The 15,075-nt window shown below is 47.1% G+C and carries 13 protein-coding genes, 1 tRNA gene and 1 pseudogene; 6 read left to right on the top strand and 9 right to left on the bottom strand.

Annotated elements, in window-relative coordinates:
• The first annotated feature begins 37 nt into the window (after positions 1-37).
• Positions 38-406: a flagellar alpha dynein gene (locus tag QUB08_RS16060; protein WP_333225648.1), complete on the top strand. Its 369-nt coding sequence runs from the start codon at positions 38-40 to the stop codon at positions 404-406.
• 78 nt (positions 407-484) lie between these two features.
• On the opposite strand, the gene QUB08_RS16055 is transcribed toward QUB08_RS16060, so the two are convergent.
• From QUB08_RS16055 to QUB08_RS16025, 7 genes are all read right to left on the bottom strand, one after another.
• Positions 485-558: transfer RNA gene (locus QUB08_RS16055), tRNA-Val, on the bottom strand.
• 86 nt (positions 559-644) lie between these two features.
• Positions 645-2,669 carry a serine/threonine-protein kinase gene (locus QUB08_RS16050; protein ID WP_333225647.1) on the bottom strand — a complete coding sequence of 675 codons (2,025 nt, stop codon included), beginning with the start codon at positions 2,667-2,669 and terminating at the stop codon, positions 645-647.
• 106 nt (positions 2,670-2,775) lie between these two features.
• A complete protein-coding gene (locus QUB08_RS16045; protein WP_015175311.1) occupies positions 2,776-3,222 on the bottom strand; it encodes an SRPBCC family protein in 447 nt (148 codons plus the stop codon).
• 271 nt (positions 3,223-3,493) lie between these two features.
• Positions 3,494-4,930, bottom strand: coding sequence for a 9,9'-di-cis-zeta-carotene desaturase (zds, locus tag QUB08_RS16040; protein ID WP_333225646.1), 1,437 nt, complete (start codon positions 4,928-4,930; stop codon positions 3,494-3,496).
• A 60-nt stretch (positions 4,931-4,990) separates the two neighbouring features.
• On the bottom strand, positions 4,991-5,347 hold the full coding sequence (locus tag QUB08_RS16035) for a type II toxin-antitoxin system PemK/MazF family toxin (RefSeq protein ID WP_333225645.1): 357 nt from the start codon (positions 5,345-5,347) through the stop codon (positions 4,991-4,993).
• Positions 5,348-5,351: 4 nt separating this feature from the next.
• Entirely contained in the window at positions 5,352-5,606 is a 255-nt protein-coding gene (locus tag QUB08_RS16030; RefSeq protein WP_333225644.1) for a hypothetical protein, read from the bottom strand.
• A 129-nt stretch (positions 5,607-5,735) separates the two neighbouring features.
• Complete coding sequence (locus QUB08_RS16025; RefSeq protein ID WP_333225643.1) at positions 5,736-7,385, bottom strand: DUF6930 domain-containing protein; 1,650 nt, start codon at positions 7,383-7,385, stop codon at positions 5,736-5,738.
• Between the two features lie 245 nt (positions 7,386-7,630).
• Between QUB08_RS16025 and QUB08_RS16020 the strand changes: the two genes are divergently transcribed.
• From QUB08_RS16020 to QUB08_RS16010, 3 genes are all read left to right on the top strand, one after another.
• On the top strand, positions 7,631-7,984 hold the full coding sequence (locus tag QUB08_RS16020) for an iron-sulfur cluster assembly accessory protein (RefSeq protein WP_333225642.1): 354 nt from the start codon (positions 7,631-7,633) through the stop codon (positions 7,982-7,984).
• Positions 7,985-8,109: 125 nt separating this feature from the next.
• The gene (locus QUB08_RS16015) at positions 8,110-8,526 is read left to right on the top strand and encodes a tetratricopeptide repeat protein (protein ID WP_333157634.1); all 417 of its coding nucleotides are present in this window, start codon (positions 8,110-8,112) and stop codon (positions 8,524-8,526) included.
• Between the two features lie 196 nt (positions 8,527-8,722).
• Positions 8,723-8,920, top strand: coding sequence for a hypothetical protein (locus QUB08_RS16010; protein WP_172187588.1), 198 nt, complete (start codon positions 8,723-8,725; stop codon positions 8,918-8,920).
• A gap of 290 nt (positions 8,921-9,210) precedes the next feature.
• Here QUB08_RS16010 and QUB08_RS16005 read toward each other — a convergent pair whose 3' ends face one another.
• The gene (locus QUB08_RS16005; RefSeq protein WP_333225641.1) at positions 9,211-10,842 is read right to left on the bottom strand and encodes a DUF3352 domain-containing protein; all 1,632 of its coding nucleotides are present in this window, start codon (positions 10,840-10,842) and stop codon (positions 9,211-9,213) included.
• A 148-nt stretch (positions 10,843-10,990) separates the two neighbouring features.
• Between QUB08_RS16005 and thyD the strand changes: the two genes are divergently transcribed.
• Both thyD and QUB08_RS15995 read left to right on the top strand, forming a co-directional pair.
• Positions 10,991-11,917 (top strand): thylakoid membrane protein ThyD, encoded by a 927-nt coding sequence (gene thyD, locus QUB08_RS16000; protein WP_333225640.1) that lies wholly within the window; start codon positions 10,991-10,993, stop codon positions 11,915-11,917.
• 601 nt (positions 11,918-12,518) lie between these two features.
• The gene (locus tag QUB08_RS15995; RefSeq protein ID WP_006632686.1) at positions 12,519-13,085 is read left to right on the top strand and encodes a transposase; all 567 of its coding nucleotides are present in this window, start codon (positions 12,519-12,521) and stop codon (positions 13,083-13,085) included.
• 312 nt (positions 13,086-13,397) lie between these two features.
• Here QUB08_RS15995 and tnpC read toward each other — a convergent pair.
• A pseudogene (gene tnpC / locus QUB08_RS15990) lies at positions 13,398-14,873 on the bottom strand (IS66 family transposase).
• Between the last annotated feature and the right edge of the window lie 202 nt (positions 14,874-15,075).

Below are 15,075 nucleotides of genomic sequence, written 5' to 3'. Positions count from 1 at the left end.
GGTTTACGCTTCAACCTGATTGCAGGCATCTATAACTATGAACTTAACCTTTCAGAATGACTTTTGCAAGAGGTCTATTGAGTGCCTGAGCGATGGCAACGATGAATCGCTCAGGCAGGAATTGAAAGCGGCCAATAAACAACTTACAGAATGGGATGCAGAACTGAATCAGTTACACGATCGCAACGGCGACTTAGGACTGAATGTGCAGATGTTGGAGCAAGAGCTCAAGGAAGCGCGGCGCGATCGGGAAGCAAATAAAAACTCGGCTCCGACCGTCGCAGAATTTCCAGAGCCGGCCGACTTGCTCAACCAGCTAAAAGCGCGGCGCAAAAAGTCTAGAGCGGACTTGGCAGATATGGAAGTGGTTTTGGAAATACTTAGCTATGCTCAAGGGCAAGATTGAGCGACAGATGAGCGGAAAACAGAAATTTTGTACAGATGGCAAACCTAAAACCTTTGACCGCTAAAGCAGGGAAATTCATGGACACAACTGGACTCGAACCAGTGACCCCTACGATGTCAACGTAGTGCTCTAACCAACTGAGCTATGCGTCCTCACGAATTCCTAATGTAGCAGAACATTCGATCGCCTGTCAAGCATAAATATAAGATTTTTTAGGGTGGCACTCTTGACATCGCCCCTAACTCCCAATCCCCCGCCAAATCTTCACAGTTCGATCGCCCGCACCGCTAGCCAAACTCCCCCCATCGGGACTAAACGCCACCGACAAAACCTCCTCCCCGTGCCCCGTCAGAATTTCCAGCAAACCCCCCGTACCCGCATCCCACAAATAAATCGTGCCATCCCGACTCCCCGTCGCCAAAACCCGACCATCGGGACTCAACGCCAGACACAAAACATCCCCAGAATTGTCCCTCATACTCCGCAACAGCGTCCCTCGCCCCTGTCCATCCACCCGCCACAGCTTCGCCGTACCATCCCGACTCCCCGTCGCCAAAATCAATCCTTCTCCTACTCCCCCCCTTACCAAGGGGGGGCTGGGGGGGGTCGCAAAAACGATCGCCCGCACCCAATCCCCGTGCTCCGCCAGAGTACAAATCGATCGACCATTTTGCCAATCCCACAACTGCACAGTCTTGTCCCGACTCCCACTAGCCAAAAACTCCCCGCCAGGACTAAAAGCCACCGCCTCCACCCCGCCAGCGTGACCAGTCAAAGCCGACATCCGCCTTCCCTTATTCAAATTCCACAACTGCACAGTTTTGTCCCGACTGCCGCTAGCCAAAACCTGACCATCCCGACTAAACGCCACAGCAGAAACCCTGTCTGAATGACCAGCCAAAGCGTACCACCACTTACCCTTATTCAAATCCCAAATATGAATCATTTTGTCCCGGCCGCCACTAGCCAAAGTCGCGCCATCAGGACTAAACGCCACACAAGTCACCCAGTCAGAATGACCCGTAAGAGTGTACCACCGCCTACCAGTCTCCAACTTCCACATCTCAATCGTCTTGTCCTCACTGCCACTAGCTAAAGTCGCGCCATCAGGACTGAAAGCTACCGACGTAACAGCATTAGAATGCCCTACCAGAGTATGAACACACCTCCAAGTAGGCGCGCGTGCGGGCCGGGCCCGCTGCATCGGTGGCACAGGTAAAATGGTGCCTGCAACCGTTGGCGGCACTGCATTCTGCACCACAGCCGTCCTCTGCGGCACGGGAATTTTAGGCGCTGGTAGGGGCGGTGCCCCCGTGCCCGCCCCCGTGCCCGCCCCCGTGCCCGCCCCCGCCGACTGCTGCGGCTGCAAATCTTTCAATACCTCAGCTACAGATTTGTAGCGCCGACTGAGACTCGATTCGATCATTTTGTCGAGGATGCGACTTAATTTCGGATCAATTGGAACCTTCAAAAAGTCTCGCCAAACCCAAGCATCTTGATTGATATCAAACAAATCAAAAGGAGATATTTGAGTCAGCAAATAAATGCAAGTTACTCCCAAACTGTACAAATCACTGGCATAAACCGCTTGACCTCTAATTTGTTCCGGCGCCACGAATTCGGGAGAACCGATGACTGTACCGGTTTCTCTCAAACCCTCCACAACTTTTGCAGCGCCAAAATCAACTAAAACTAATTCCCCGGTTAATGTGGGGTAAGTATAAATGATAGGAGTTTGAGAAATGCGGCGCCGGATAATATTGGGCGGTTTAATATCTCGGTGAATTACACTACGATCGTGCACGAACTGCAATACTGGCAATAAATCCTTCAGCAGACTGAGAATTTTACTTTCGCTGAAAGGCCCAGTCCGCGCCAACTCTTCCTGTAAATTTTGACCTTCTATAAATTCCTGTACCAAATACTGATAGCGTTCCTGCTGAAAGTGCGCCAGCAGTTCGGGAATTTGCGGGTGTTTCCCCAACTCGTCCAGTCGCACCGCTTCTCGGTTGAATAATTCTGCTGCTTTCTCGCTGCTGCTGGTACCTTGGGATAGGGGGAAAAACTGTTTAATTGCACAGCGCGGTTTTGAGGGTTTGTCTTCGTCTATTGCTAAAAAAGTGCGGCCGAAACCGCCGCGCCCAAGGGGTTTGATGGCGCGGTAACGCTCTCTGAGCAACAGTTTGGAGCCGCAATTCAGGCAGAATTGGGTACGATCGGCATTTTGCGGGTTTTGACAGGCGGGGTTTAGGCAATAACTCATAACTAAACCGAGAAGGAATCAGCAGCACATCTCTATGATACTGACGCCCAAGCGCGATCTACTCTCGCGTTACAATTAAAAACCAAAGGACTTGAGTCCTCAGAATTTAAGATGTCGCTTTCACTTTCAGAGCATACTCTTTAAACCTTTCCAAGTCAGCCTGAATTGTCGATTCAACCACGCGGCCGAGAAATAGGTTATCCATCAATTTTCCCAGCCAGCCGGGAATTCCGTAAGCCACTGTCAGCTTGACGATACTGCTGTCTTTGCGATCGTAAAATCTTACCGCACCTCGATTTGGTAAGCCGTCTACCGATTCCCACTGAATTATCTGATTCGGCACTAATTTGAGAATCCGAGAAAGCCAGCTAAATTCTAACCCGCCAGTTGCGAGTTTCCAGCGAGACAATTCTGGATCTTCTTCGAGAACATGAACAGATTCTATCCACTTCATCCAGCGCGGCATTTGCTCTAAATCTGACCATAGTTGCCACGCTAACTCAATGGGAATTGCCACTTCTACTTGGACACTGTGTTCTAACCAATCAGTCATGGGATTTTAGATTTTAGATTTTAGATTTTAGATTTCTGGTTCCCAGGCAGAGCCTGGTAACGCAGATCCAGAGGCTCTGCCTCGCGTTTTCTGTCTAAATACTGGAGGCGGAGCCTCCTGATAGGCATTCCCAGGCAGAGCCTGGGAACGAGGAATATCGCTTGTAGTCGATTTTTCGATCCCCCTAAATCCCCCTTAATAAGGGAGACTTTGAGAACGCTCTTTTCCCCCCTTATTAAGGGGGCTTAGGGGGGATCGAGACGACTAATGACTAATGACTGTAAGCTTCGAGAATTGCCTTAGCCGCTTGATGGCCTGAAAGTGTCGCTCCTTCCATGCTATCAATGTAGTCTTGCTGAGTGTAACTTCCTGCTAGAAAGAAATTGGCGATCGGAGTTTTTTGAGCGGGGCGGAAAACATCCATTCCCGGTGCTTCCCGATACAAAGATTGAGCTAGCTTAACTACACTGTACCAAGTCATGTTTAATTCCCGCGCTGAGGGAAATAAATCCTGAACTTGCTTAAGTACGTGTTGGGCGATCGCCTCATTGCTTTGTTTAATAAACGGATCTCCCGGTGTCAGCACCAACTGGAGCAGCGAGCCTTGTCCTTCTTTATAATAATCCTTGGGACTTGTCAGTGCCAAATCTGCAAAACAAGAAAAATCTGCATCTGCTGAATACAGCAAATTATCGATTCCTACAGCGTGGCTCAACTGTTTGCGCTTGGCTTCGTCTTCCAGTTCCGTTACCCAACCGTCGAACCGCAATTGTACTGTAGCAACTGGCACGGTATCCAATTTGTAAATATTGTCAAATTCCGACCATTTGCGCCAAGCTGGCGGCAGGATTTTCTGAATTCCCGGCACATCCAAGGCAAAAACATAAGCATCAGCGGTAATATTTTCTTCTGTTTCGCCGTTAGCTACTACCAAGCCTGTCACGCGAGTTTCTTCGCCTTCTTGATACTGGATTTCTCGCACTCGGCGCCGCGTGTGAATTTTGGCTCCTTTCTTTTCCAAATATTCCACAATTGGTTTGTGCAAATATTCGTTGGGAGAACCAGCTAGCATCCGCATGACTGACGCTTCGGTTTTAGATGCAAAGAATTGGAATATTGTCAACATACACCGGGCAGAAATTTTTTCAGTGTCGATAAAACCCAGTGCGTAGGCAATCGGATTCCACATTCTTTTGAGCGAGTTTTGGTTGCCACCTTGACTGCGGAACCAGTCAGCGAAGCTAATGTTATCCAAATTGCGGATAGTTTTCATTGCCCCGTCAAAGTCTATCAAACCTCGGACGATCGGGCTAGTTCCCAGGGCGATCGCATTTTGAATTTTGTCTTGTACGGATAGCTGGGATGTAGTAAAAAATGCCTTCAATCCGTGCAAAGGAGCACCCACCGGAAAGCGGAAATCCAAAGAACCTGTTTCGCCGCCTCGATTGATAAAAGTGTGGACGTGTTCTTTGAGGAGCAAATCGTCAAAAGCTCCCACTTTTTTCATCAAGGCAAATAAGTTATAATAGCAGCCGAAGAAGACGTGCAAACCCATTTCAACGTGATTGCCGTCGGGATCTACCCAACTTCCGACTTTGCCGCCGACAAAGGGGCGGGATTCAAAAATTTCTACTTCGTGGCCGGCTTCCACTAAATCGACTGCTGTGGTCATTCCAGCCAGTCCCGCACCTGCGATCGCAACCCGCATTTTACCTATCCTTTACAGTATTTTTACAAATTGTAACAAAATTTAGAATTTCCGAAACATTCAAAGTTCGTAAATGCCGATCGACACTTGTACAGCCCTCTGAATTCTTGCTAGGACATCGGCACTAATCTGACCGTAAGGGCCTTGTTCCAGATAAGTCTTTTGGACAGCTAGAATTTGGTCGCAGACAGCCAGCGAGTCAGATTCTAACCCTCCTTCACCAGCAAAAATCCAAACCCGAGTCGGAGTTTCGCCTCCTCTCAAATCGCTCGTAAAAGGGACAATCAGTACAGTACGGCTCAATTCATTCCGGCTATCTATGGAAACGACAGCAACAGGACGCTTTTTGCTATCTCCGATCGTTCGCAAAGCTCTAACAAGATAAACTTCGCCTTGTCGCGGATAAGCTTCTGTCATTGTATCAAAGACCTTCCTCTATTAAAATTTCTTCCATTTGTTCCTGAGCAAATGTTGCCCATTCTTCCTCAAACTCAATATCTTCTTGGCTGCGGTTTTGATAAAACTTCCGCAACTTATCTTCTATTTGCTTAGCGTACCAGAGACGGAGAGCTTGTTCGATCGCCTCCGTCCAATCATCAGTAAGCTGGTCTATTTTATCAGCAAATTCAGCATCAAGGGCGACTAACACTTCTCGCTTTTGAGTAGAATTTGACATAATCATTCTCCTTAATAATTTAAAAACGAGGGTGCGCTGTGGCGCACCTTACATATTACTTTTACATCTTCCTTCTTCCTTCTTCCTTCTTCCTTCTTCCTTCTTCCTTCTTCCTTCTTCCTTCTTCCTTCAAAACATCGGCATTAACTGAAGTGGCCCAATTCCCAACTCTTTAGCAGACACCCAGCGCACCTCAAGCAAAGCGATCATATCCTTAAACTGAGGCTGACCGCGAGAAGCACCCATCAACCCTTTAGCAATAATCAAACCGCACCAACCGTTGGTTGATTTACAGCGGCGATCCCACTTTTTGCGAGCTTCCTGATGCACCGGATCGTCTTCATTAAACTCCCCAAACAAATAGAGATCCCCATTTTTAGTTTGCAAAATACCCAAGTCGTATTGCTCATCCTGAAAAGGATTTTCGCCCGGATTAAAACCAATCCCCTTCACACCTCCAGCTTCTTTCAAATCCTGAATCATAGTTTTTGCCTTCGGATGAGAAGTTTGGATCATCACCACCGGCAAACCATCTCCGGCGGTATTAATATCAATTTCTGCACCTTGGTGAAACTGGACACTTTGGCGCAGGAAATCTACCGTTTCCCAAGGTACGGCACCGAGACTCAAAAATGAATTTTGCGGTACTAAATCGTCCCGTAGCAGTGGCTTGTCAAATTCATCATCGTCATCATCGTCATCATCGTCATCATCACCGAGCATCTGTAATAATTCGTCCGACACATCCGGCATCGTGGAAACTTTAACGGATACCTGTTGAATTTCTCCGTCAGGCTGCGGCACTGGGATGCGGTAGCGGCTGCTAAGAGTGGGAAAAATGTCTGAACCCAATTTCCGGCGGCCGTTGCGGAAAAAACGATGAAATGCTTCGAGAGCAACTAACATCGTGAGGGCTTCTTCTTCGTAAAGTATCGATCGCAATCCTTCTAAAGGATGTAGGTTGCCGAAATTTGGTTCAATTTCCGATGGAGGCAAATCGGCTAAATCAATTTCTTCGTCGTCGTCCTCATCAATATCTGCTGCACTTTCAAAGGTAACAAACAAACAGTCTTGCCCTAAAAAAGCCTGTTCTAAATCTTCAAAAGATTCATCGTTGACGACTCGTTCTCGAAACCGTTTCAAGGATTCTAGAGAACGGTACAGTAAAACTCCGTAATCCATTCTGCCTTGCCCCAATACGGACACATAGAGGCTGGCGACATCCCACTGATTGATTTCAATAGATATTATTTGGTGTTCGCTCAAAGTCCGCCACGGAGCATCTTGCCAAATTTGAGCAGCTTTTTCCATTAAAACTTCAGCATACTGAGGGGGCAACTCAGGAGGTCTGTTGATGGCGACCTCTTCCATGCCGCGAAATATTTCATCAATTAGGGGCAATTCCGGCACGTAGTCAATGGAAATGCCTAAATCTTGAAGTACGCCCCGCAGATAAAATTGAATTTCTCGGTTTTTGACTACTATTTTTTGGGGCCGACCTGCGGGAGCCGGACTTTGGGGATGTTCCATTGCCCGTAGCAGGGCCCGGACGATCGCCTCTGGGCCGGCATCTGGGCCTACCATGTCCATAGCCCTCACGACTCCTTCGGAGCCATCGACCCAGAGAATGCACTCGCCACCAGCTTCTAGAACGTCATCGTCATCTAGCATCATGTGCGAGTCAGCATTAGATAAGGGTCGGCGATCGCCCTCCCACACGCTGGGAATTTGAGGTAAGTTTTGTAGCCGACGAAGAGTAGAGCGATTCAGCGCTGCCATAGAGTAAGCCCGTTGGGTGAAGCATTGTTGCGGTGCCGATAGCCGGTCAACCGCTGCTTATCAATCATAAACCCTATAGGGGGAGAGGACATCAAGCTGGGGAACCAGGTCCTACGGGAATTAACAATTAGAAGGCAAAAATTCTGCCCTCAGCATCTAACCCAAGGCCTTCTGGCGAATGCCTGTACAATGGAGGGATAAGATTAAACTCTTAGCATTAGACAGTCTCAGGAGTTCGGCAAATTATGACTCAAGCCATTTCTGAAAAGCGCGGCATTCAAATGACGGACTCTGCTGTCCGTCAAGTTTTAGCCCTGAGAGAGAAACAAGGTAAAGACCTCTGCTTGCGGGTAGGGGTGCGCCAGGGCGGATGCTCTGGAATGTCCTACGTGATGGATTTCGCAGAGCCCAGCACTGTCAAATCCGACGATGAAGTGTTCGACTACGACGGTTTTCAGGTAGTTTGCGATCGCAAGAGCATTCTTTATCTCTACGGTTTGGTTCTCGACTTCAGCGATGCTATGATCGGGGGCGGCTTTCAGTTTACTAACCCCAACGCAACTCAAACTTGCGGCTGTGGCAGTTCATTTTCTACATAAATTGGAAAATAGGGCATTGGGGATTGGTAATTGCTAATTGCTGAGAATGCCTCGGACTGCCTTGCTGCGTCCGGCACCCAATGCTCTTTTCCATCTAAAATCTCAAATCCAAAATCTAAAATCGAATGACCCCTGAAGAATTGTTTAAAGACGGTTTCGATCGCTACCAAGCTGGCGAAGCCCCGGCTAATCTGATCCCCGTGTTTAAAGAAGTGTGCGAAAAAGCTCCCAAAAATGGCAATGCCTGGGCTAGCCTCGCGTGGCTCTACCTGTTAGAAAATAAACCTGCATCGGCTCAAAAAGCAGCGAAAACAGCCGTTAAATTGAACCCTCATGACCCCCAAGCTCGCATCAACCTAGCAGTAGCGATCCTCGATCTCAAAGAAAAAGGAGTGCGCCCCCACGTAGAAGTGGCTCAGCAATTAGTGATGGCTTCCGAAGAGTTGCTCGACGAAGTTAAAAAAAATTTTGAAGAAGGATTAAGCCGAAAACCCGACTGGAAGAGTCTCGCCCGCGTTAAACAGTGGCTTCTGGAGCCGTAACGGCGCAAACAAGTCGATTTTTGGGCGGGGATCGAGAAAATCGGCTTTGCGGTTTATTACGATATCGTAATAAATCAATAAATAACTTTATGGAAAACTCAGGAAGTCAGTGCTAGTATTTGAAAACTTAGACGATTCACAAATCCGCTCAGCGGTTTTCAGATTTTACTACGATAATACTAGGAGTTGTAAAAACATGAGCAATGACAGCCACGTTAACATCAAACCAGCAACCCGCAACCACAAAGGTTTCTTTATTCAGCCCGCTTCTTACAAATTGATGAGCATCGATAAATCCGGCTGGGCCTTGATTTGCATGGACAAAGCAGTTTGTCACTACGTAGACCCGGATGATTTGCAATTGCCGAATAAATCGGGAATGTCTGAAGGTTAATTCTGAAGTTTTGAGAGACTTTAAGATGCTTTATTTGAGTAGCTGCCCTCCCTAGAGAGGCAGCAACTTTTTTATTCATACAAAAGTCCAACAACGCGCACTGAATCGGGATGTAACGGATAAGCTGTGTTGCATCTAGATTGCCTATGGTATTAGAGAGGGAGAGGGGGAGAAGAGGAGAGGGGGAGAGGATTTGACGATTGTTGATCGGGACTCGAAATATACAATTTAAATGCACAAAAGCTTAGAAGGATAGAAGGAAGAATTACCAATTCCCGATTCCCAATTCCCTAATTGTTAGATTTCAAGGCAAAAAGCATCTCAAGCTGAGCAGTTGTCGGTTGTGTAGAAGCTGTGGCTACGCTAACTCCTCGGAGAGAATTGAGCAATTCAGCGACGGGCGGCGAAACTAAATTGGGCTGTACTGCGAGTAAATATTGGTTAGCCCAAGACATTGTTTTTTCCATATCTATGTAAAAGTAACCTTGGTTGACTTGCGGTAAAGAAGTGGCGATCGCCTGAAAACTCGGACTGCTGCTTAACGGTTGCGGTGGCGTCGAAGTAATCACATCAACTAAAGGGCCACCGAAAGCTACAAACACAGAATTTTCATTCAGCCAACCGTGCCCGAATAAAGTGCCTTGCTGGGGTATTTTCCATTCCGTAACTTCCTTTCCTTGAACTTGTCTGGGGGCGACACTGACTGTAGGATTGCTTTTGGCGATCGCATCGAGTTTTTTCAGAGTTGCTTCAGCAGCAGGGCGATCGCTCGTTTCAAAAATCATCGCCGCCCCCATCCCCAACTGAGACAAAATACCTTGATCCGAACCGATAGCCCCGATCGCAAATTCCCCATTCATCCAACCAAAAACATCACGATCCGCATCCAAATCCAACCGCTTAAAACTACTCCTCACCTGCTGAACTCCCCTGTCAACTTCCGGGCTATCTTGTGCCTCAGCGGTTGCTTGCGACCAAATTTTGTCGATTCCCTGGCCGCCGACTAAAGCAATAGTTTCACCAGGAAATCTGGGTAACAATTTCGATGGGACTTGTGGATTTTGCTCGACGAATTTAGGGTTTAACTGAGCGATAGTTTTTACCCTCAATCCCGCACTATCCGCCCCAATTCCCGCAACCAAAGACTTAACTTGTTTGAACTGCGAAAACACTGTCCAAGGCAACTGGATATCGGCGGGCAAATTAGCTTTCAATTGGTCAATTGCCACCGGATAGTCAGCAATATAAACAGTTGCGAGCGGATTCTTGACACCAGCACTCTCTGCAAAAAACTTAGTTGTGCTCGGCTGCGTAGCGAGAGAGGGTTCTCCTTTAAAAGTATCGATCGCCAATTCCACAGGCTTTCTCAAAGGAGCCATCACTAATTGGTCGTTCAGCAAAGCCACACTGTAGCGCTTGCCAGTTGGCTCTGCAATCTCAAAAATTTTAACTCCTTTATACTCGGTTTCTTGAGTAGTTGCACCGGGCTGAGATTTTAATTTATTTGCAAAATTCCAAGCGCTAATTTTATTTTTCACGCTGACTACAACCAGCAGCTTAGGAGGCTCGGTTTTCGCAGCAGCATCAGGGGGCAGCAAAGCGACCATCACCCCCCCTAACCAAGGCTTTAAGTCCCTGTCAAAGTCGATTTGAGTGCCTGCCAAGCTTTGTTCTTGAAAGGTCTTCAAACCCATGCCGACCAACTTTTGAGCCCCAGACGTGCCAAATCGCTGCAACTGGGCCAACGCTTGGGGATTGGGGGAGATAAAGGCGGCCATCATTGCTTCGTCGGGCACAACTTTGGCGCTGTCTTGAGGGTTGGATACTTGTTGGCTCAAACCCTGGAAGTAAAAGTAGACCGCAGCGCTACCTGCTGCGGCGATGGAGGCAGCAATTAGAAGCTTTGATTTTTTTGCAGGCATGGTTTGTGTTCCTCGCGTCCTTTATCAGTTTAATCAAAATACACTTGGCTTGTGAGGAGGCGATCGAGGCTGCTGTTTATTTTTGTATGATTTAACACAAGTTTGGACGATCGTCTAAACTGCTAGAACTGTGCATTATTGGTAAAAGATGAAAGTAGCGATCGCGGGAGCAACGGGATTTGTAGGTAGCCGGCTGGTGGAGAAGCTGCAAGCTGGGGGACATCAAGTGGTGGTTTTGAGCAGGGATGCGGCGAAGGCTAGCCGAGTTTTTCCGGCTTCAGCTTATCCCAATTTGGAAGTTGTCGCCTACACTCCAGCGGAGTCTGGTGATTGGCAAAAGTCGATCGCCGGCTGCGATGGTGTTGTAAATTTAGCCGGGGTTCCGATTGCGGAGGAAAGGTGGACTCCGGCGCGCCAGCAAGCAATTCTGGACAGTCGCAGACTGACGACGGCAAAATTGGTGGAGGCGATCGTCAATGCTAATCCTAGACCATCGGTGTTTGTTAGCGCATCGGCGATCGGCTATTACGGAACCAGCGAAACCGCTGAATTTGACGAAACGAGCCTCGCGGGAAACGATTTTTTAGCTGCAGTTTGCAAAGACTGGGAAGCAGCAGCCCAACCTGCCAAAAATGCGGGAACACGGCTAGCAATTTTGCGGCTGGGGATAGTTTTGGGAATGGGAGGCGCGTTGGCAAAAATGCTGCCACCTTTTAAACTATTTGCAGGCGGGCCGCTGGGCACTGGGAAACAGTGGTTTTCTTGGGTTCATCGCGAGGATGTGGTTGATTTAATTCTGTATGCTTTGCAAAATTCGCAAGTTCAAGGCGTTTTGAATGCGACAGCACCGAATCCGGTGCGGATGAATGAATTGTGTCAAACTTTAGGGGAAGTTTTAAAGCGGCCTTCTTGGTTGCCGGTGCCAGGTTTTGCTTTAGAAATGCTTTTGGGAGACGGGGCAAAACTTGTTTTGGAAGGGCAGAAAGTGTTGCCGAAACAAACTTTAGCTAGTGGTTTTCAATATCAATATCCGACGCTGAAATTAGCACTCGAAGAGATTTTATCGAGAAGTTAGAAGTCGAATCCTCGTTCTCCAAGAAACCGGGTTTCTGCGATAATTTTGGCATCTTCACGCCCGATTTGGTGAAGAAACCCGGTTTCTGAGGCCCTGCCATCCAAGAAACCGGGTTTCTGCGATAATTTTGGCATCCTACCGAAGATTTGGGTAAGAAACCCGGTTTCTGACTCCCCGACGCGCGCGCCTCAGCCTCAGCCAAGAAACCGGGTTTCTGCGACAATTTTTGCATCCTCACGCCCGATTTGGGTAAGAAACCCGGTTTCTGAGTCCCCGACGCGCGCGCCTCAGCCTTAGCCAAGAAACCGGGTTTCTGCGATAATTTTGGCATCCTACCGAAGATTTGGGTAAGAAACCCGGTTTCTGAACCCCACGCGATCGCACCTCAGCCTCAGCCAAGAAACCGGGTTTCTGCGATAATTTTGGCATCCTACCGAAGATTTGGGTAAGAAACCCGGTTTCTGAACGCCACGCGCGCGCCCCTCAGCCTCAGCCAAGAAACCGGGTTTCTGCGATAATTTTGGCATCCTACCGAAGATTTGGGTAAGAAACCCGGTTTCTGAACCCTCCCCTTCCGCTAGCCACTCACCTATCCTCTGATATGCCACGTCGCCAAATTATCTTCCAAGCGGGTAATTACTACCATGTTTATAACCGAGGTAATAACCGTCAGCTTATCTTTTTTGAGCGAGAAAACTATATTTATTTTTTACGTCAATTAAGAAACCATCTGATTATTCATGGTGTCGATATTATTGCTTATTGTTTGATGCCGAACCACTATCATTTATTAGTTTACCTGCAAACGGATGATTTTTCCAAGCTGATGCAGTCATTTACTCTGTCTTATGCTAAGGCTATCAATAAACGCTATCAAAGGGTGGGTTCACTATTTCAGGGACGGTTTCAGGCGATTCATGTGGATGGAGAAGACTATTTATTACACTTAACTCGATATATTCACTTAAACCCAGTCTGTGCTAATATAGTTGAAAAAGCAGAGGATTGGGAGTTTTCCAGCTATCAGGAATATATTGATTTGCGTCAGGGAAGTTTACCTAAAATAGATGGAGTGCGATCGCAATTTTTTTCAGCCGATGCTTATCGTGACTTTTTAGAAGGTTCAACTAGCGATAAATTAATCCAGTATTTAACATTTGAAGAATAGAAGGCTTTAAGAAACCGGGTTTCTGGGAGAATTTTGACATCCTCACGCCCGATTTGGGTAAGAAACCCGGTTTCTGAATCCCCACGCGTGTTCCCAGAAACTCCAAGAAACCGGGTTTCTGGGAGAATTTTGGCATCCCAACAGAGATTTGGGTTTCAAACCCGGTTTCTCAACCCCCCACGCGATCGCGCCTAACCCTGAGCCAAGAAACCGGGTTTCTGTGATAATTTAGGCATCCTACCCAAGATTTGGGTAAGAAACCCGGTTTCTGAGCCCCACGCGCGACTATATCTAGTTGGTAAGGATTCAGGTCTAAACCAGGGGTATTAAAGATGGGGTCTGCACAGCAGGATTAACCCTCGCTTTAATAGCTTGCTCAAAAAACTCAATGACTGAACGTCTTTGACGACGGCAAGTTTGTATAACTGTCAATAAATTGGCAGTATCTTGGAACCGTGACATTGAACGGGAACCGCCACTAACTTTTCTTTTTGTAACGGCTAAACGTAACGTTCGTTCGGCTAAATTATTATCTGGTGGAATCTCTGGGTGATGAATGAAAATACCACCATTGATCGGCTTTATGGAGCAAGGAACGTAACAGTTTACTTCCTTGGGCTCCGGCTCGCTCAAACCAAGTTAAGAGTGCAGATTCAATTTTTAATTTAAACTCTGATGCCCAACTCCAGAACTCGTCAATAAGCGAGAGTTTTTTGGTATAAAGCGTAGTTATGAAAGCCTTCATCGATCAAATCGATAAATTTGACGCCAATCTCCTGATTATGTAAACCTGGTAACTTGCTCAGCTTTTTGAAATGACGGCGTAAATGGGCCAGACATTTCTGTTGTGCTCTGACTGAATAACCATTATAAACGCTATAGTCATCCGAACTGAGGACACCTGTATAGCTGGCACCCAGAATTACTTCTAATTCGGAGCGAGAACGAGTATCAGCAGCATGAAATAAAGCGAAGTCGGTATTGGCAAAAATCCATCACCATTCTTTTACCCCTTTGACGGCCCTTGGCGTTTCATCCGCATGGATATTGGGCTGGGTTTGTTTGACCCACTCTTTGAGCCGGTCAATACTTTGAGCCACTGCACCATCTATTCTTTCATTCGTGGCTACTAAAGTTCCCACTCCTATTTCTATTTTTCCCAGTTCCCACAACAGTTCTTGTTGTTTTTCGTAGGATAAATGCCCGTAATTATTTATCCATCCCAAAAAAGCTTGCAGTCTGATTCCGATATCTTGTCCCGGTACTATTTCTGGCGACCAGTCTGCTGTTTGTGTTTCCCCACACTCGCTGCAAATACACGTATATCTTTGATATTCTACTATTTCTATTGGACTCTCTACTAACCGCAGCTCCTTGCTGTCTCTCTATTTTGATAGGTTCGCCACTGAATTCGCTTTGACCACAACACCTACACACTTGCGGTCGTAATATCTCTAATCTATCTACCCGACCAAACCCCTTCCTCGTTTTTCCCGGATGTCCTGGTTGTCCTCCTGCTTTCCGTTTTGGTGTCTCCCTTTCCTCTGTTTGAGCTTCTAGTTTTTTCTCGCTTTTTTTGAGGAGGTCGCACGATGGTGGCTTTGATGATGTTGTGCTGTCTAAATCTCTACTGATTTTAAGTTTCTCTATTTCCTGTTCTAGTTCTATTACTCTGGATTTTAACTGCTCTATAGCCCTCGCCTGCTCAACGATCATCTCTACCAGTTTCTCTGTCGCCAACTGGTTTAAGATTTCACTGTTGAGTTTGGGTGGCAGGTTTTTTTTCATAATTGCTATATTCTACTTTCCAGGATCACACTTGTCAATACCCACCACCTGAATCCTTACTCTAGTTGTTATAATAAATAAACCTGAGCATTTTTTATTCTAATAGAATAGCTTGTATTAATTGCCAGATGAAGATTAAGCGCGATCGCCCCCCCGGAGAGTGACAGAAGAGGGATATAGGGTTTAATCTTCAATATTGCGA

The sequence above is a fragment of the Microcoleus sp. BR0-C5 genome, from assembly GCF_036705045.1.
In the GTDB taxonomy this organism is placed as follows: Bacteria; Cyanobacteriota; Cyanobacteriia; order Cyanobacteriales; family Microcoleaceae; genus Microcoleus.
The sequence above is the reverse complement of the archived record's forward strand: the minus strand, read 5'-3'. Positions and strand labels throughout refer to the sequence as shown.